18 protein-coding genes are annotated in these 16,835 nt (G+C 70.7%); 10 read left to right on the top strand and 8 right to left on the bottom strand.

The annotated features are described in order from the left end of the window. Positions 1-323 precede the first annotated feature (323 nt). On the top strand, positions 324-1,085 hold the full coding sequence (locus tag ACYVLQ_RS20905; RefSeq protein ID WP_460699201.1) for a rhomboid-like protein: 762 nt from the start codon (positions 324-326) through the stop codon (positions 1,083-1,085). 12 nt (positions 1,086-1,097) lie between these two features. Here the strand turns inward: ACYVLQ_RS20905 and ACYVLQ_RS20900 are convergent, their stop codons facing one another. The 3 genes from ACYVLQ_RS20900 to ACYVLQ_RS20890 are packed head-to-tail and all read right to left on the bottom strand — an operon-like array spanning position 1,098 to position 3,210. Then, the gene (locus tag ACYVLQ_RS20900) at positions 1,098-2,282 is read right to left on the bottom strand and encodes a cation:proton antiporter (protein WP_460699200.1); all 1,185 of its coding nucleotides are present in this window, start codon (positions 2,280-2,282) and stop codon (positions 1,098-1,100) included. Positions 2,283-2,286: 4 nt separating this feature from the next. Further along, complete coding sequence (locus ACYVLQ_RS20895; RefSeq protein WP_460699199.1) at positions 2,287-2,769, bottom strand: cation:proton antiporter regulatory subunit; 483 nt, start codon at positions 2,767-2,769, stop codon at positions 2,287-2,289. Between the two features lie 57 nt (positions 2,770-2,826). Further along, positions 2,827-3,210 carry a DUF952 domain-containing protein gene (locus ACYVLQ_RS20890; protein WP_460699198.1) on the bottom strand — a complete coding sequence of 128 codons (384 nt, stop codon included), beginning with the start codon at positions 3,208-3,210 and terminating at the stop codon, positions 2,827-2,829. A 374-nt stretch (positions 3,211-3,584) separates the two neighbouring features. On the opposite strand from ACYVLQ_RS20890, the gene ACYVLQ_RS20885 reads away from it, so the two are divergent. Further along, positions 3,585-3,779 carry a DUF7455 domain-containing protein gene (locus ACYVLQ_RS20885; protein ID WP_068028733.1) on the top strand — a complete coding sequence of 65 codons (195 nt, stop codon included), beginning with the start codon at positions 3,585-3,587 and terminating at the stop codon, positions 3,777-3,779. 100 nt (positions 3,780-3,879) lie between these two features. On the opposite strand, the gene ACYVLQ_RS20880 is transcribed toward ACYVLQ_RS20885, so the two are convergent. Next, entirely contained in the window at positions 3,880-4,632 is a 753-nt protein-coding gene (locus ACYVLQ_RS20880; protein WP_460699197.1) for a TetR/AcrR family transcriptional regulator, read from the bottom strand. Positions 4,633-4,747: 115 nt separating this feature from the next. Here ACYVLQ_RS20880 and ACYVLQ_RS20875 point away from each other — a divergent pair, with 115 nt between their 5' ends. Genes ACYVLQ_RS20875 through ACYVLQ_RS20865 form a run of 3 tightly spaced genes read left to right on the top strand, consistent with a single transcriptional unit; the run spans position 4,748 to position 7,451 of the window. Continuing rightward, a complete protein-coding gene (locus ACYVLQ_RS20875; protein WP_460699234.1) occupies positions 4,748-6,628 on the top strand; it encodes a DEAD/DEAH box helicase in 1,881 nt (626 codons plus the stop codon). A 1-nt stretch (position 6,629) separates the two neighbouring features. After that, on the top strand, positions 6,630-7,184 hold the full coding sequence (locus tag ACYVLQ_RS20870; protein ID WP_460699196.1) for a hypothetical protein: 555 nt from the start codon (positions 6,630-6,632) through the stop codon (positions 7,182-7,184). Between the two features lie 9 nt (positions 7,185-7,193). Then, a complete protein-coding gene (locus tag ACYVLQ_RS20865) occupies positions 7,194-7,451 on the top strand; it encodes a helix-turn-helix domain-containing protein (protein WP_460699195.1) in 258 nt (85 codons plus the stop codon). Between the two features lies 1 nt (position 7,452). On the opposite strand, the gene ACYVLQ_RS20860 is transcribed toward ACYVLQ_RS20865, so the two are convergent. After that, positions 7,453-8,193 (bottom strand): SDR family NAD(P)-dependent oxidoreductase, encoded by a 741-nt coding sequence (locus tag ACYVLQ_RS20860; protein ID WP_460699194.1) that lies wholly within the window; start codon positions 8,191-8,193, stop codon positions 7,453-7,455. Positions 8,194-8,299: 106 nt separating this feature from the next. On the opposite strand from ACYVLQ_RS20860, the gene ACYVLQ_RS20855 reads away from it, so the two are divergent. Continuing rightward, complete coding sequence (locus ACYVLQ_RS20855; RefSeq protein WP_460699193.1) at positions 8,300-8,911, top strand: TetR/AcrR family transcriptional regulator; 612 nt, start codon at positions 8,300-8,302, stop codon at positions 8,909-8,911. A gap of 22 nt (positions 8,912-8,933) precedes the next feature. Here ACYVLQ_RS20855 and ACYVLQ_RS20850 read toward each other — a convergent pair whose 3' ends face one another. Further along, positions 8,934-10,649 carry a DEAD/DEAH box helicase gene (locus ACYVLQ_RS20850; RefSeq protein ID WP_460699192.1) on the bottom strand — a complete coding sequence of 572 codons (1,716 nt, stop codon included), beginning with the start codon at positions 10,647-10,649 and terminating at the stop codon, positions 8,934-8,936. Between the two features lie 166 nt (positions 10,650-10,815). Here ACYVLQ_RS20850 and ACYVLQ_RS20845 point away from each other — a divergent pair, with 166 nt between their 5' ends. Continuing rightward, positions 10,816-11,892 (top strand): YihY/virulence factor BrkB family protein, encoded by a 1,077-nt coding sequence (locus ACYVLQ_RS20845; protein WP_460699191.1) that lies wholly within the window; start codon positions 10,816-10,818, stop codon positions 11,890-11,892. Positions 11,893-11,950: 58 nt separating this feature from the next. Here the strand turns inward: ACYVLQ_RS20845 and ACYVLQ_RS20840 are convergent, their stop codons facing one another. After that, a complete protein-coding gene (locus tag ACYVLQ_RS20840) occupies positions 11,951-12,442 on the bottom strand; it encodes a winged helix-turn-helix transcriptional regulator (RefSeq protein WP_460699190.1) in 492 nt (163 codons plus the stop codon). A gap of 618 nt (positions 12,443-13,060) precedes the next feature. On the opposite strand from ACYVLQ_RS20840, the gene ACYVLQ_RS20835 reads away from it, so the two are divergent. The 3 genes from ACYVLQ_RS20835 to ACYVLQ_RS20825 all read left to right on the top strand — a co-directional run bounded on the left by ACYVLQ_RS20835 (position 13,061) and on the right by ACYVLQ_RS20825 (position 15,241). After that, positions 13,061-13,396 (top strand): hypothetical protein, encoded by a 336-nt coding sequence (locus tag ACYVLQ_RS20835; RefSeq protein ID WP_460699189.1) that lies wholly within the window; start codon positions 13,061-13,063, stop codon positions 13,394-13,396. 172 nt (positions 13,397-13,568) lie between these two features. After that, positions 13,569-14,255 carry a HEAT repeat domain-containing protein gene (locus ACYVLQ_RS20830; RefSeq protein ID WP_460699188.1) on the top strand — a complete coding sequence of 229 codons (687 nt, stop codon included), beginning with the start codon at positions 13,569-13,571 and terminating at the stop codon, positions 14,253-14,255. Further along, positions 14,249-15,241: a HEAT repeat domain-containing protein gene (locus tag ACYVLQ_RS20825; RefSeq protein ID WP_460699187.1), complete on the top strand. Its 993-nt coding sequence runs from the start codon at positions 14,249-14,251 to the stop codon at positions 15,239-15,241. The genes ACYVLQ_RS20830 and ACYVLQ_RS20825 overlap by 7 nt, the downstream gene beginning before the upstream one ends. Positions 15,242-15,315: 74 nt before the next feature. Here the strand turns inward: ACYVLQ_RS20825 and ACYVLQ_RS20820 are convergent, their stop codons facing one another. Further along, entirely contained in the window at positions 15,316-16,689 is a 1,374-nt protein-coding gene (locus tag ACYVLQ_RS20820) for a lipase family protein (protein ID WP_460699186.1), read from the bottom strand. Positions 16,690-16,835 lie beyond the last annotated feature (146 nt).

Raw genomic sequence — 16,835 nt, 5'->3', positions numbered from 1 at the left:
TGTGCATTCCTCTGCACCGGCCGGAGAGTCGCTGACGGGTCCACGCAACCGGTCGGCACGGAATATGTTGCGCGAGAATCTCTTCGATTGCCGATGTCCGACGAGTCGGTGTGTGTCGAGCGGAGTCGACACAGACCCACGCCGCCGCGAAGCACCATCGGCGCGTCATCTACCTGAGCGCATGTCCGCCAGCGAACACCCGGGTTGGTTACCGCACCCGCACCCCGCGCGGCACTCGCAAGACGTCCGAGAGAGTTGGGGCCGGAACAGTCCCGTGGCGCGTCGGCGGGCGGGCGCGCCGATCCCGGGCGAAACTTACTGGCGTGCCCGCCTCGGTCCTGCATCATTACCGCTCCCCCTGGACGCGGACCATCGAAGTTCGCGAAGGGCTGCGGGCGGTGCGCGACTGGTGGCACGGGCCCGAGCGGGTGTATCGGGCCGCGCGGGCGGTGCGGGACTTTCCGGGCGGCGCCCCCGCCAGCTGCGCCTACGCGTTCACGCTGTTCGTCACCTGGTGGACGCTGCGCGGCATCAGCGATATCGCCGGGCATCGGCTGATCCTGTCGGCCTCCACCAACCTGCACAATATGCAGCGCGATCCGGTGCAGGTGCTGGTGGCGTCCGCGTTCTGGACCGAGGGCGGGTTCCCGTGGGCGATCGTGCTCGGCTTCCTGACCGCGATGGCCTTCGCCGAACGCTGGCTGGGCACGGTGCGCTGGGTGCTGGTGTTCGCCATCGGCCACGTCGGCGCGACGCTGCTCACGGTCACCGGCATCGCCTATGCCGTCGACCACGGGCTGCTCCCGCTGAAGGTGGCGGTGGTGTCGGATGTCGGTGCGTCCTACGGCTTCTCGGCGATCCTCGCCGCCCTCACCTTCCATCTGCCCGGCGGCGCGCGGCTGGCGTGGGCGGGCGGGCTGCTCGCCTGGTCCGGGCTGGCGGCCTGGCACGGCCGCACCTTCACCGACTACGGCCACCTGACCGCCGTCCTGCTCGGATTCCTGGTCGGCACAATAGCTTTGGGCGTTTCGCTGCGGCTGGAGCGACGGGCGCGGTCTGCCGCTACCACCCGGGCGCCCGGATGATGAGCGCCCCCCTCAGCCGTTGGCGGGCGCGGGTCGCCGTGCGCGCTGCACCAACCGCACCGCGGGTTCGACCACACGCGCCGCGACCGGGCCGAGTATGGCCATCAGCAGTACGTAGGCCGACGCGAGCGCGGCCAGGTCGCCGTCGACCGCGCCCATGGTCACCGCCAAACCCGCGATGACGATGGAGAATTCGCCGCGGGCGACCAGCGCGGCCCCGGCGCGGGCACGACCCATCCGCCGGATGCCCTGCCGCTGTGCCGCGTACCAGCCGGTGCCGATCTTGGTCAGCACGGTCACCACCGCCAGCACCACCGCCCAGCCCAGCACCGGCGGGATGGCCTGCGGATCGGTGTTGAGCCCGAAGGCCACGAAGAAGATCGCCGCGAACAGGTCGCGCAGCGGTTCCAGCAGCTTGGCCGCGCTCTGGGCGGTGGAGCCGGAGATCGCGATGCCCAGCAGGAACGCCCCGACGGCGGCCGAGACGTGCAGCGCCGAGGCGATCCCGGCCACCAGCAGGGCCGCACCCAGCAACTTGAGCAGGAACACCTCTTTGTCCGCCGAGTCCACGATCGCCGAGACGTACCGGCCGTAGCGCAGCGCCACCACCAGTACACAGGTGATCGCCAGCATGGCGACGGCCAGGGAACGCAGCCCGGCCAGATAGCCGAGCCCGGCCAGCAGGGTGGTGAGAATGGGCAGATACACCGCCATCGCCAGATCCTCGAACACCAGGATCGACAGCACCACCGGCGTTTCGCGGTTGCCCAGCCGCCCGAGGTCGTTGAGCACCTTCGCCGCGATTCCGGACGAGGAGATATAGGTGACCCCGCCCATCGTCACCGCGCCGACCAGCCCCCAGCCCAGCAGCAGCGCCACCACCACCCCCGGGGTCGCGTTGGCGACGATATCGAGCAGACCGGCCAGCCAGGAGCGGCGCATCCCGGTCACGAGTTCCGCCGCGGTGTACTCGAGACCCAGCAGCAACAGCAGCAGCACCACGCCGATCTCCCCGGCGATATGGCCGAACTCCGTGGCGGACTCGAGCTTGATCACACCGCCCTGGCCGAAGGCCAGGCCGCCCAGCAGATACAGCGGAATCGGCGACATCCCGAAACGACCGGCCACCCGGCCGAGCACGCCCAGGGCGAACAAGATCGAACCGAGTTGAACCAGAGCTAATGCGGTGGAGCCCACCGCCTCACCCGTCGGTCAGGATCGCCAGGGCCGAGTCCAGCCCGTCGGGAGTGCCGACGACGACCAGCACGTCGCCGGTGGCCAGCACGAAGTCGGGACCCGGTGACGGATGCACCTGCCCGGCCCGCATCGCCGCGACGATCGAGGCCTTGGTGCGCGTGCGCATCCGCGTCTCGCCCAGCATGCGGCCCTGATACGGTGACCGCTCGCCGATCGGCAGCTGCCGCGTCACTATGCCCGGCATATCCCGGTGGTCGGCGTTGAGCTTCTCCACCAACTGCGGCGCGCCGAGCAGATTCGCCAGGGCCGCCGCCTCGTCGGTGGTGAGCGGGACCTGGGCGGCGCAGGCGTCCGGGTCGTCGGACTTGGAGATGATCAGGTCCAGGCCGCCGTCACGGTGGGCGACGACACCGACCCGGCGACCCGATCGCACCTCGAAGTCCTTGCGTACCCCGATCCCGGGCAGCGCTGTCACGTCGACGTTCACATGTCCAGCCTAGGCGGCCGGCGCGCCGTGACCGAATGAAGGCGGGGACCCGGGCCTTCAGACGGGCGGCAAAGGCTCGTCGAACGCACCGTCGGGACCCGGCCGGTAGTCGGTGACCGCCGTCACGGCCGCGAACGACAACGGCCCGTACAGATGTGGGAACAGCATGGATTCGGGATCGCCGGGAACGCCGGGCTCCCAGCGCACGGGGGCGGCCAGCAGATCCGGATCGAGCCACAGCAGCACCAGATCCCGGCGACCGGCGAACAGGCGGTTGGCGGGCAGGTGCACCTGCCGCGGCGTGGACAGGTGCACGAACCCGGCCTCGTCCAGCGAGAGCGGGCGGCGCTGGCCCGTTGCCCGGGCGACCTGCCACTCCGCGCGGGTGCACATGTGAACCAGCGTGTCCGCCTTGGCCTTTCGGGCATCGTCGTCGTCCATCGCTCGACCCTATCCGCCGCGGGCCCGCAACCGCGCCCGCGGGCAGGCCGGTGGCCTCGGAGTTTGCCGTAAGCGGAGTGTGATTGTCGGTGCCGCGGGGTAGTCTCCCGATAGACAACTGGATCGGCCTGTTCACGGAAGTGGTTGCTACGCTTCGCCCCGCGCTGACCGGCTGTTCGCTTTCGGCGAAACACCTGGTCATGTTAGGGAAAACACAAAGAAACATCTCCGGGAACAAAGCCCCCGTCCCGAACGTCTGACAGAGTAGTCATACACCACTGCTGGGAAGTAGCGGTAGCGAGCTCGCGGAAGGGACCGCGAGCCCCACACCCAGGCGAACGGTCTTCTGCGCCGGGAGCCAGGACGGAGGAGTCATGCCAGGAACACTGACTAGCACCCCACTGACCGCGGTCGACCGTTGCGACCGCTGCGGGGCGGCCGCACGCGTGCGCGCGACCCTTCCCGGCGGTGGCGAGTTGCTCTTCTGCCAGCATCACGCCAACGAGCACATGGATCGCCTCAAAGAGCTCGAGGCCGTGATCGACACGGAGTCGGCACCGGCGCTGTGAACAGCTCCTTCAGTCCGATGGACAACTGAACCCTCCAATCGAACATTCGGAACGGGCGGCCCGGTGGCCGCCCGTTCCGCGTGCGAATGCGGAGATGCGCCTAGCGGGGCAGCCCGGCCACGATGCCGGTCAGCAAGCGGTCCAGCCCGTAGTCGAAGGCGCCGTCCGGATCGCCGGGCGCCTGATACTTCTCCCTCACCGCCGCGCCGACCCGGCCCGACAGCGGATAGTCCGCAGCGGGCATCACCCGAGTCAGCAAGGGGCCGTGGACCTCCCACCACACGGCGTCGGTCATCTCCCGCGCGCTGCGCCGCGCGGCCACCGCCATGCGGGCGTTGCCCGTGGCGAACTCCGACAGCGCCGCGATCACCCGATCCATCTCGACATCGGTCAGCCCGACGCCCTCCAGCGCCGCCAGCTGGCGCTCGTAGCGGCGCATCCGCCCCGGGCCCAGCACGAGGCGCCACGGCGGCACCTCCAGCAGCCAGGGGTGGGCGAGCAGCTCGGCGCGCACCCGCCCGGCGATCGCGGCCATGCGCTCGCGCACCGGCAGCGCCGGGTCGATGGGCGGGTCCTCGGCGGCGACGGCATCCACCATCAGGACGATCAGCGCCTCTTTGCTGGGCACGTAGGTGTAGAGGGTCATCGGGCCCAGTCCTAGCTCGGCGGCGACCGCGCGGATGGAGATCCGGTCGTACCCGTCGCGGTCGGCGATCGCGACCGCGGCGCGAACCACCTCGTCGACGCTGACCGTCTGCTTGGGCCCGCGCGCGCCCGGCCGGGGCGGCAACTCTTCTCGCCACAGCAGGGTCATCAGCCGTTTCGCCTGCTCGACGGTCGAATCCTCGACCATGGCACTCCTCGGGGAATATCAGTACGATGTACGAAGTTATAGCACCTCGTACACCGTACGTAGATCTGGAGGTTCCGCTCTGCCCACCCAGGCCACCTATCTACCGGACCGGCACCTGTTCGCGCTGTGGACATGGGCCGGTTCCGCCCCCGGGCCCGCGCCGGACCCCGGGGACAGCGAGCCGATTCCGCTCGCGATCCCGACACCGGACGGCACCGCGATCGCGGCGACCACCGTGGACTGCACACTGACCGAGCCGGAGCGGTTCGCGTCGCTGCCGATCGCCGATGCGGGCGGATCCGTCCTCGCCTGGCGCGCGATTCTGCACGCCGATACCGCCGAGGCCGACGATGCGGCCCCCACCGCCCGAAGCGCGGCGGCGGACTCCGAGAATGCCGCCCTGGCCGGACGAGCAACTCCCACCACCGCACCGGCTCGGCGAGCGGATGCGCGGGCCCATGACAGCCTGGGCGATCTGCCACCGGCCGGACATGCGGTGCCCAATGCCGCACGCACCGCGATCGTCTCGGCCGAACGGGCGGTGCGGGCCTGCCAGGCGACCGCGGCCGTCGCGGCGGAGCTGCGGACGACGCTCGAGGCGGAGCTGCGGCCCTATCAGGCGCGCGGCATCGCCGTGCTGCGCGAGACCGCCGCGCAGCACGGCGGGGCGGTCCTCGCCGACGAGATGGGCCTGGGCAAGACCGTCCAGGCGATCGGGTACCTCCTGGGCCGGGCCGATACGGGCCCGCAACTGGTGGTCTGCCCGACCTCGCTGGTCGGCAACTGGGCGCACGAGATCGAACGGTTCGCCCCGGGCCTGCGCCCGACCATGTGGCGCGGCGGCGATCTCGACCTCACCACACCGGGAACGGTCGTGGTGACCGGATATCCGACCCTGCGCGGGCACGGGCAGAAGGCCGCCGAACACCACTGGGCGACGGCCGTTTTCGACGAGGCGCAGGTGCTGAAGAACCCGCGCACCCAGGTATCGCGCGCGGCGCGGACACTGCGGGCGGACGCCCGCATCGCGCTCACCGGCACGCCCGTGGAGAATCACCTCGACGAGCTGTGGGCGCTGCTCAATCTGGTCGTGCCCCGGGCCTTCACGCACAAGGCGCAGTTCCGGCGCCGGTTCGTGCGGCCCATCCACGAGGGTTCCGAGCGGGCCGCGGTCCGGCTGCGCGATACGCTCGAACCGATCGTGCTGGCACGCAAGAAGATCCAGGTGGCGGCCGCGCTGCCGCCGAAGATCCACACCGACCTGGTGTGCGATCTCACCGACGAGCAGCAGCGGCTCTACGACCGGATGCTCGACAAGGCCGAGGCCGAGGGGTTCGGCAGCGGCGCGCAGCGGCACAGCCGGGTGCTCGCCGCGCTGACGGCGCTCAAGCAGGTCTGCAACCATCCCGGCCTGATCACCGGCGAGCTGGACGAGCTGGCGGGGCGATCCGGCAAGTTCGACGTCTGCGCCGACATTCTCGCCAACAACCTCGATATCGACTCCCCCACACTGATTTTCACGCAGTACCGGCGCACCGGCGAACTGCTGGTCCGGCACTGCGCCGAACGGTTCGGCGTGGCGGCGCCGTTCTTCCACGGCGGCCTGAACACCGCCGAGCGCGCCGATATCGTGCGCCGGTTCCAGGAACCCGGCGGCCCGCCCGTGCTGGTGCTGAGCCTGCGGGCGGCGGGGACCGGGCTGACGCTGACCCGGGCCGCCGATGTCGTGCACTACGACCGCTGGTGGAATCCGGCGGTGGAGGCGCAGGCCTCGGATCGCGCGCATCGGATCGGGCAGACCCGGCCGGTCACCATCACCACCCTCACCACCGGCACGACCGTGGAGGAGCACATCGCCGGAATGCACGGCCGCAAGTCCGCGCTGGCCGACCTCACCGATACCGACGCGGCGGGCTCCGGCTCGGGCGTGGCCGCGCTGGCCCGCCTCGATGACGAGCACCTGCTCGAGATCCTGCGCCGGAAGCGAGGGAACTGACTTGGCGGACAACGAATTCGGCTACACGGCCTGGGGTATGGACTGGGTGCGACTGGCCGAGCCGCTGCGGGTGTCGCGCCCCGAGCCGCTGCTTCCGCGGGCCCGCAGCATCGCCCGCAACGACGGCGTCCAGCTCGAGATCGAGGGCGGCGTGGTGCGCGCGGCCATCCACCGCGGCGGACAGGCCTCGGTCACCCGCCTGGAAGTCGCACGACTGCCCGCCGCCACGATCACCGCCCTCGCGGCCCTGATCCCCGCCGATGCGGTCGAACTCGCCGACAGCGTCCACGAGTCGATCCGTGCCGCGGGGCGGTCCGCCGCCCCGCACCTGATCTCCACCGACTGCTCCTGTTCGGCCCGCAAGCCCCGCTGCCTCCACCTCCTCGCCACCTGCTACGCCCTGGCCCGCCGCATCGACGAAAACCCTTGGCTCGCACTGGATCTCCAAGGCTACCGAGACACCGACACGCCCCCCACCGCCACCGACGCCCCACCACCCCGCTGGACCCCCCTCAACACCCTCACCCCCGCCACCTTCTTCGCCCACCCCACATAAGGAACTGGGTTGTCTGCCCTCTCGCAATTCGCCCCCGATGCCGCCGCCAGCCCGCGCACGCTCGCCCCGCTGTTCCTCGCCGAGACGGGAATCACCTTCGGGCAGTGGCGAACTCGGATCCGGCTGGCGGCCTCGCTGCCGCTGCCGGCGAGCGGGCTCCCGGCGGCCCGCATCGCCGAGCGGATCGGCTACGCCTCGCCCGGCGCCTACGTCGCCGCCTTCCGGCGGGCGGTCGGGGTGCCGCCGGGCCGGTACTTCGCCCGGTAGCTCAGGAGTTGATGCCGCTGTCGATGGTCATGATGGCGCCGTTGACCGCGCGGCCGTCCGGGCCGGCGAGGAAGGCCACCAGCGCGGCGACCTCGTCGGGTCCGGCGAACCGGCCCAGCGGGTTGAACTGCAGCTGCTGCCCGGCGTGGTCGCCGTCGGAGGGGTTCATATCGGTGTCGGTGGAGCCCGGCTGCACCAGGTTCACGGTGATTCCCCGCGGACCCAGCTCGCGCGCAAGGGCTTTGGTGAAGCCGTTGAGCGCGGACTTGCTCAGGTTGTACAGGGCCAGCCCGCCGAACAGCGCGCGGTCGGTCAGGTTCGAGCCGATGCTGATGATCCGCCCGCCCTGGCCCATGTGCGCCACCGCGGCCTGCGCGGCGACGAACGGCGCCCGCGCGTGGATATGCAGCGCCTGGTCGACGTCGTCGAGGGTGAACTCCTCGAACGGCTTGGCCGGGAAGATACCCGCGTTGTTGACCAGAATGTCGAGACCGCCCAGTTCCTCGGCCACGCGCCGCACGGCGGCCGTGGTCTCCCCCGCGTCGGCGCTGTCGGCCCGCACGGCCAGCCCGCGACGGCCCAGCGCCTCGATCTCGGCCACCACCTTGCGCGCGTTCTCCTCTCCGCTGCGATAGGTCAGCGCCACATCCGCGCCCGCCGCGGCCAGCCGCCGCGCGATCGCCGCGCCGATGCCGCGGCTGCCTCCGGTCACCAGTGCCACGGTCCCGGTCAGGTCGTTCATCTCTGCGCTCCCAATTTTGTGTCGATCAGTACATAAATGACTCAACCAGATGCCGCCCGTCCGCGTCAATAGGTATATTTAACGATCGACACAGAAAGGAGCGATCGTGGCTGAACGCGGACGACCCCGCACCTTCGACCGCGCGCTCGCCCTGCGGCGCGCCATGGAGGTGTTCTGGGAGCACGGCTACGAGGGCGCCTCGATGAGCGACCTCACCGCCGCCATGGGCATCAACTCCCCCAGCCTGTACGCGGCGTTCGGTTGCAAGGAGCAGCTGTTCCGCGAGGCGGTGGGCCTGTACGGGTGCACCGAGGGCAGCCGTACCGAACGGGCCCTGCGCGAGGAACCCACCGCGCGGCAATCCATCGAGGCCATGCTGCGCGACAATGCCGTCGCCTACGTAGACGGCACCACGCCGCGCGGCTGCATGGTGGTGCTGGCGGGCTCCGCCTACGCCACCCGCAACGCCGCGATCCGCGATTTCCTCATCGAGAAGCGCAGGGGCACAGCCGAAGACATCCGCCGTCGGATCGAACGGGGCATCGCCGAGGGCGACCTGCCCGCCGACACCGACGCCGCCGAACTCGCCCACTTCTACGCCACCGTCCTGTTCGGCCTGTCCGTCCAGGCCCGCGACGGCGCGGATCTACCCCAGCTGAGTTCTTCGATCGACCGTGCCCTGGCGGCCTGGCCCACCAGGGAGCCCGCCGTCTCCTGAGCCGACCGAGCAGGCCCGACGCCTACATGCGGCGCAGGGCGCTGATGCGTTGGGAGAGTTGGTCGGCGGTGGCGAGAGCCGTTGGGGGGCCGCCGCATTCGCGGCGTAGCTCGCCGTGGATGACGCCGTGCGGCTTGCCGGTGCGGTGGTGGTGCATGGCGACCAGGCTGTTGAGTTCGCGGCGCAGCTCGCTCAGGCGGTCGGCGGTGGCGACGCGCTCGGCGGACGCGGCGACGCTCGGGCCCGGGTCCGACCCCCCGGCGGCGGCCGCGCTGCGCTCCTGGACCTGGCGGGTCTGGCGGTCGCGCAGCAGCGCGCGCATCTGCTCGGCGTCCAGCAGGCCCGGGATGCCGAGGTAGTCGGCCTCCTCGTCGCTGCCCGCGAAGGTCGCGGTGCCGAAGGAGTCGCCGTCGTAGATCACCTGGTCCAGTTCGGCATCGGCCGCCAGGGCAACGAACTTGCGCTCCTCCTCGCCCGGCTCGTCCTCCTGCCTGTTCGCCTCGATCAGCAGTTCGTCGTCGAGACCGTTCTGCTCGCGGTGCGGCTTGCCGATCACATGGTCGCGCTGAATCTCGAGCTGCGCGGCGAGATCCAGCAGCACCGGCACCGACGGCAGGAAGACGCTGGCCGTCTCCCCGGGGCGGCGGGCACGCACGAACCGGCCGATCGCCTGCGCGAAATACAGCGGCGTCGAGGCACTGGTCGCGTAGACGCCGACGGCCAGGCGCGGCACGTCCACGCCTTCGGACACCATGCGCACCGCCACCATCCAGGGCTCGGTGCCCGCCGCGAACTCGCCGATCCGCTCCGAGGAGCCCGGGTCGTCCGACAGCACCACTGTCGGGCGCGAACCCGAAATATGTTCCAGCAGTTCGGCGTAGTCGCGGGCGCGCTCCTGGTCGGTGGCGATCACCAGGCCGCCGGCGTCCGGCATGCCGGTCGCGCGCAGTTGGCGCAGGCGGGTGTCGGCGGCGCCGAGCACCTTCGACATCCAGTCGCCCGCCGGGTCCAGCGCGGTGCGCCAGGCCCGTGCCGTCTGCTCGACGCTCAGCGGCTCGCCCAGCCGGGCGGAGTACTCCTCGCCCGCACTGTCGCGCCAGTGCGCATCGCCGGAGTAGGCGAGAAACACCACCGGCCGCACAACGCCGTCGGCCAGCGCCTCGGAGTAGCCGTAGGCGTAGTCGGCGCGCGACCGCGGGAATCCGGACTCGTCGGGCTCGTAGGTGACGAACGGGATCTGCGAATCGTCGCTGCGGAACGGCGTGCCCGTCAGCGCCAGGCGGCGGGTGGCCTCGTCGAAGGCCTCGGCGGTCGCGTCGCCCCAGCTCTTGGCGTCGCCCGCGTGGTGGATCTCGTCGAGAATCACCAGGGTGCGGCGGTTCTCGGTGCGGACGCGGTGTTTGAACGGATGCGAGGCGACCTGCGCGTAGGTGACCACCACCCCGTGATAGTCGCCGGAGGTGCCGCCGGTGGAGTTGGAGAAGTTGGAGTCCAGCGCGATGCCGAACCGCGACGCCGCGGCCGACCACTGATGTTTCAGGTGCTCGGTGGGCGCGACCACCGTCACCTGATCCACCGTGCGGTCGGCGAGCAGCTCGGAAGCCAGCCGCAGAGCGAACGTGGTCTTACCGGCGCCCGGCGTCGCGACCGCGAGAAAGTCGCGTGGCTTCGTCGTCAGATACTTGGTGAGAGCCCTGCGCTGCCACGCACGTAACGAACCACCACCACCCGAAGTCACTCGACAGAGATTAGCGACCCGCACCGACACGAAGCGAATCCGACGCGGGGTTTCCGCGCGATTAGGCCGCCGCGTGTGACGTCCCCCACGACCGGGACGGTACCGCGCGACACGTTTTCCGGCCGTTCGCGTATTCGGTGCGTCGGTAGGTAATCCTGTAGGCAGGATGAACGCACACGAACCACCTCCGGCCGACAGTGCCGCCCCCGGTCCGGGTGCGGGCGGGCAGGTGCGCGTCCGGTACGGGGCTCGCCGGATCTGGCAGCTCGTCGCCCGCGTCTCGGTGAAGGCGTGGGACGACTCGATCTTCGCGAAATCGGCCGCCGCCGCCTTCTGGCAGACGCTGTCGCTGGCGCCGCTGCTGCTCGGACTGCTCGGCAGCCTGGGCTATGTGGGCGGCTGGTTCGGTCCCGACACCGTGGAGATCGTCGAGGGCAAGATCATCAGTTTCAGCCGGAACCTGTTCAGCCCGACAGTGGTCGACGATCTGATCGCCCCGACAGTCGGCGATGTGCTCGGGCGCGGGCGCGGTGCGGTGGTGTCGGTCGGGTTCGTGCTGTCGCTGTGGGCCGGATCGTCGGCGATGGCGACGTTCGTCGACGCCATCGTGGCCGCGCACAACCAACAGGACGCCCGGCACCCGGTATGGCAGCGCATCTTCGCGCTGCTGTTGTACGTGCTGTTCCTGGTGGTGTCGGTATTCGTGCTGCCGCTGGTCGCGCTGGGCCCGACGCTGATCGGCCGCGCGCTGCCCGATGGCTGGCGCGAACCCGGGCTGCGGCTTCTCGACGGCTTCTACTACCCGGGCACCGGACTGCTGCTCATCGTCGGGCTGACCACGCTGTACAAACTGGCGCTGCACCGCTCGCTGCCATGGCACCGGCTGTTCGGCGGCGCGCTGGTGGCGGGTGTGTTCTTCATGGCCGCCAGCGACGGGCTGCGGCGCTACCTCACCTGGGTGACCCGGACCGGGATCAGCTACGGCGCGCTCGCCACCCCGATCGCGTTCCTGCTGTTCACGTTCTTCCTCGGTTTCGCGGTGATCCTGGGGGCCGAGTTCAACGCCACCGTGCAGGAGTTCTGGCCCGCCCGCACCACCCGGTTCGAGCACATGCGGCGCTGGCTCACTCGGCAGCTGCGGGGCAACGCGCCGGAGCGACACGAGAAGCCGCCGTCCGAGCCGGACCGAGCGCCGGGCGCTTCGCAGTCCGACGAGCCCCGGCCGTTACGCATCACGTCATAGCGCCCGTCCGTAAGGTCAAGGTAGGTAACGACTTTCGCCGTCCGGACCGGCCGGGCGGCTACTCGGCCGAGTCGAGGGCCTGCTCGTAGGCCTCCCGCAGGCGGGCGCTCGCGGTCGGCGCGTCGGGGTCCGGTAGCGCGATGCCGAGATGGATCGCGCGCAGTTCGTCCATGAATCGCTCCACCAACTCCGGGCCGCCGTCGCGCAGCAGTTCGGCGCGCACCCGCAGTTCCCGGGTACCGTCGCGGTGGTCCAGGCCCCAGTTGCCCAGCGCCACCATCACCGGAAGCGTCGCGATGCCCGCCTCGGTGAGCGAATACTCCGCCCGCCGCCCGCGTCCGGCCTCGACCCTGGTGAGCAGGCCCGCCGCCACGAGCCGCCGCAGCCGACTGCTGAGAATATTGGAGGCGATCCCCTCCTCCGATCCCTTGAGCAGCTCGCGGAAGTAGCGCCGGTTGCCGAACATGACATCGCGCAGCACCAGCATCGACCACGCGTCGCCCAGCACCTCGACCGCGGCATTGATCGGACATCCGGACCGGGGTTCCATCACGCCTCCTCCAAAGTAGTTGCACTCTACTATCACCTACCGGGGCAGGGCTCCGATTGCAGGGTGCAACTACTTCGAGACGTTTCGACGACTACCGCGCGCCCGCGGGAACGGCGAGGCTCAGGGCCGCGCGCGGTATCGCCGCGGGCGGGTGTCACAGCGGCGATCCAGTTGACCGGTAGGTGTCCTCCCTCGCTTCTCCGAGCGCCACCGCCGTCCCGGCAATCACCCCGGCCACCGGGCTCACACCGCCCGGTCTGCCAGCAAACACTTCGGGACCGGCGCCGCCTCGGGGCACCGGCGCGGGGTCGCCACCACGCGGGCACCGCCCTAAACTCGGGTTTGCCCGAAAGATGCTGATCGCCTTGGCAACTCAGCACGCAGTCATCGGCCGCACGCGGCAGTGTGCGACGACGAGAAGGAGGCGATTTCACCATCACCACGCCCCGGCCTCGAGCGATCCAGGCATTCCACGCACCGGCGGCCGTCGCCGCCGAACGCCGATATCCGGCCAGCGGCAACGGCATCCGTCCCCGTTCGCCCCCGGCCTCGGCACGCCGCGCGACCGGCGATGCGCCGGAATCCCCACCCGCGAGCCACACTCGAGGACGGACGCCGATGACCTTCGACGCACTCGGATATCTACGCAAAGATGTATCCCGGCAGCGTCAACAGTGGGACGAAGCCCAAATACGCGCCCTGGCACGACGTTTGGGATACAACCTGCGCAAAACGATCACCTTCGGCGAACACACCGCCGATCCGATACACCTGTTGGCGGCCACCGTGACCGCGCTGTCCGCCGACGCGGTCATCGTCCCCAGCACCGACCATTTCGACGGCAACCGGATCCCCGCCGATCTGGTCCGGGTGACGGACGTGATCACGATCGCCCCGGAACACACCTACGCCCGGTGGCCGACCGGCGAACTACCCCATCTGGACGGAAGCTGACGCCGCGCGGTCGCCGCTCGAATCGACCCGTCGTATCAGCCGAGGCCGGCGGCTCGGCTCGCGCGGCAAGACCCCGCTTCGGCATCACCTGGATCCTCGACGTCGCCGCGGAAGCTGTCTCGGCCACGACTTGACCTTGTCACTGTGACAAGGCGTTCACTGGTTGTCGGAGGTGGTTCCCATCAATTCGACACACAGCAACCCGGACGAGGCGCGGATGCTGCGCGCATTGGCGGCTGGTGATTCGTCGACACGGCTGAAAGCGGCACTGGTGGCCGGTACGCGTCCCGAGCCCGGGTTCGTCGACGCGCTCATCGAGCGGTGCGCGATCGAGCCGGACTTCTTCGTGCGCGACATGCTCACCTGGGCGCTGACCCGGCATCCGGCGCAGATCACGGTGCCGAAACTGCGGGCGGAACTGCTGTCCGGACGCGCCCAGGCCCGCAGCCAGGCGCTGCACACGCTGTCCAAGATCGGGGACGGCAGCGTGTACCCGGCGATCACGCGGTCGCTGCTGCGCGACTCCGACGACGAGGTCGCGCGCAGCGCCTGGCGCGCCGCCGTCGTCCTCGCACCCGATGCGGAGCGGGCGCCACTGGCGGCCGAGCTGGCCACCCAACTCGGCCGCGGTGACCGGGAGGTACAACTGAGTCTGAGCAGTGCCCTCGTAGCGCTCGGCGAGCCGGTCGAGCGGGTGCTGCGGACGGCGACGACCAGCCACGACCCGGCCGTGCGGGCGCATGCCCACGCCACGGAGCGGCTGTTGCGCGATCCGGACGCCGCATTCGGTCTCGCCGTCGATGCGGCGAAGCGAGCCGCCGCGCTGGGACCGGACCGGAAGGAGGCAACCGAGTGCTGATCGGTGAGGTCGCGCGCCGCTCGGGGGTGAGCGCCCGCATGCTCCGGCACTACGACTCCCTCGGGCTGGTGCGGCCGACCGGCCGCACCGTGGGCGGCTACCGGGAGTACTCCCCCGACGACATTCGGCGGATCTTCCACGTCGAGGGCCTGCGCTCGCTGGGACTGTCCCTGAACCAGATCGGGCGCGCCCTCGACGATCCCGGGTTCACCCCGTCCGCGCTGGTCGGCGACCTGATCCGAGACACCGAACAGCGGCTGCGCCGAGACCGGGAACTGCTCGAGCGGCTCCGCGCGGTCGGCGCGGCCGAGCCCTCCGGCTGGCCCGGCGTGCTGCGCCTGGTCGAACTCCTGCGCGGGCTCGGCTCGCGGCACGCCGCCCGGCGGCAGCAGGCGGTCCTGAGCCCGGCCGAGGACATGCCCGCCGAACTGCTCGCTGAGGCCGTCCTCACCGAATCCGATCCGAATGTCGCCGGGGCCCTGCGCTGGGCCCTCGCCCGCGCGGGCGGCGACGCCGCGGCGAGCCTGGCGCCCGGCCTGCGCTCGGACGACCCCGAGATCCGGCGCCGCGCGATCCTGGCCCTCGCCGAGTTACCCGGCGACGAGGCGACCGCGATGCTCACCGACGCCCTCGACGACGCGGACACGGCGATCCGCACGCGTGCCGCGCTCGCACTCGGCGCTCGGGGAGTTCATCGAGCCGTCCCGGTCCTCGTCGCCACGGTCGTGGACGGCCCCCACGACGTCGAAGCGGCCGAACTCCTGGGAACGCTTGCGCGAGAAGCGGAGTGGGCAGACCGGATCATGACCGCCCTGACCGGCGAACTCGCCTCCCCCACAGCCGATTCGGCGACGCGAGTACGACTGACCCAGGCACTCGCCGAAATACCGGGCACCCGCGCCCTCGACACCCTGCGAAAGCTCACCGAGGACGACGACCGCGCCGTGGCCCTGCTCGCGTCGAGCTTGGTACAGGCCCTCGGGTGAACAACGCCTCGCCCACAATGCTGTATTCGGCCACGCACGAGCGATCGTCGAGATCGGCTGGCGGAGCGGCGATCTCATCGCGGTGTGGCGACCGGCGAGGCCTGGGGTTCGGTCGCGGCGGGCGGGCATTCGCTCGGCGCCCGCTCCCCGCGCAGGCGGGCGTCGAGCCAGCCGATGAGCTCCGGATATCCGGCGAGTGCGGCGGTCACGTGTTCGCCGGGCTCGTCGCGGTACAGGGCGGGAACGCCGCGGGCGCACTGCTGCCGGTACAGGTCCCGAGCGCCCTCGATGGGAATCCAGATGTCGTGCACGCCGTGGTAGACGAACAGCGGGGCGCCCGCCGTCCGGTCCCGCAGGTCGGACCGGCGCAGCACCTCGTCGGCAGCGGGACTGTCGAGGGGATCGGCGGTATTCGTCGCGATCGCGATCGGGATGCCCACCACGCCGAGCGGTCCGTTGCTGTCGCCGCAGGTGTCCTTCACGGGCGAGGACGCCACCCACCGCGCGAGATGGTTCATGCTCGCGAGCAACTGCGGATGCTCGCGCGCCATCGCCAGCGAGACGGCGAGCAGAATGCCTGACGCCACATTGCCGTCGAATTTGCGTGCCACGGCCCGATAGTCGGTGACCAGACCGCCCGTGGCCGCGCCGACGAGAACGCCGTGCAACTCGGGTGCGTAATCGCCGAGCAGCATGGCCGCCGCGTACGACGCGATCGCCCCGCCCGAATATCCGGCGACCGCGAAACGGCTGTCCGCGAACTCGACCGGCGACACCGACCGCACGGCGCGGATGGCGTCGAGCACCACGCGCCCGGCCACCGTCGGCTCGGCATAGGCCATCCACGGACCCTCGTGGTCCGGAATCAGGACCGCGTATCCGCGACCGAGGCCCCACCAGGTCGTCGGCGGGAACAGGTCACCGCTGTTGAACTTGCTGTGAATCCCGTGCGCCATCGCGTAACTCGGCGTGCAGCGCAGACCGAGCGCGTTGATCGGCAGCGCGTTCACCATCACCGGCCGCCCTCCGGGAGCGGTCCACTCCGCCGCCGGGATCACGAGCGTCGCCGTGCCGAACGACGGCACGCCCGAGGCGGCGGTCGTCCGGAACTTCAGCAGCAGCGCCCGCCGGATCGGCACCGCCGCCAGCGGCGCGGCCGTCGCCGTCACATCGCGCCACTCGACGAGATCGCCGGGGCTGAGCTGGTCCAGCATGACGGGCCACGCGTCGAACAGCGGATCACCCGCCGGTGGCGACAGCACGGACCGCCACAGGGCCGCGAGATCCGGCGGCAGCTCCGCGGACGGCGGTGACGGCGCGGCCGGAAACGCCGGCGCCGGAACGGTTCTGTCGATCCAGTCCTGCATCGGCGACGGCCCGCCGGGCAGGTCGTCCGCCCACGCCAACTGCTGCCCGCAGAACAGCCAACCGACCAATCCCAGAATCACAACTGCGCGTAGCGATCTCACGACACCCCGACAATCCCGAGCGGGCTTGCTCCAGCACCGGAAGTATCAGCCCGCGCACACCGATCCGACACCCCGGCAGACGAGGTTTCCGCAGGTGCACAACCAGCACGGCCCCGGACTATGAC

The sequence above is a fragment of the Nocardia thraciensis genome (assembly GCF_054782435.1).
Note: the sequence above shows the minus strand (reverse complement) of the source record. Positions and strands in the feature narration are given on the sequence as shown.

What these genes read in the sequence shown, in the direction of transcription:
- ACYVLQ_RS20890 (WP_460699198.1), bottom strand. Translation starts at nt 3,210, where the DNA reads ATGGACGACGACGATGCCCGAAAGGCCAAGGCGGACACGCTGGTTCAC.
- ACYVLQ_RS20885 (WP_068028733.1), top strand. Translation starts at nt 3,585, where the DNA reads ATGCCAGGAACACTGACTAGCACCCCACTGACCGCGGTCGACCGTTGC.
- ACYVLQ_RS20880 (WP_460699197.1), bottom strand. Translation starts at nt 4,632, where the DNA reads ATGGTCGAGGATTCGACCGTCGAGCAGGCGAAACGGCTGATGACCCTG.
- ACYVLQ_RS20860 (WP_460699194.1), bottom strand. Translation starts at nt 8,193, where the DNA reads ATGAACGACCTGACCGGGACCGTGGCACTGGTGACCGGAGGCAGCCGC.
- ACYVLQ_RS20845 (WP_460699191.1), top strand. Translation starts at nt 10,816, where the DNA reads ATGAACGCACACGAACCACCTCCGGCCGACAGTGCCGCCCCCGGTCCG.
- ACYVLQ_RS20840 (WP_460699190.1), bottom strand. Translation starts at nt 12,442, where the DNA reads ATGGAACCCCGGTCCGGATGTCCGATCAATGCCGCGGTCGAGGTGCTG.
- ACYVLQ_RS20835 (WP_460699189.1), top strand. Translation starts at nt 13,061, where the DNA reads ATGACCTTCGACGCACTCGGATATCTACGCAAAGATGTATCCCGGCAG.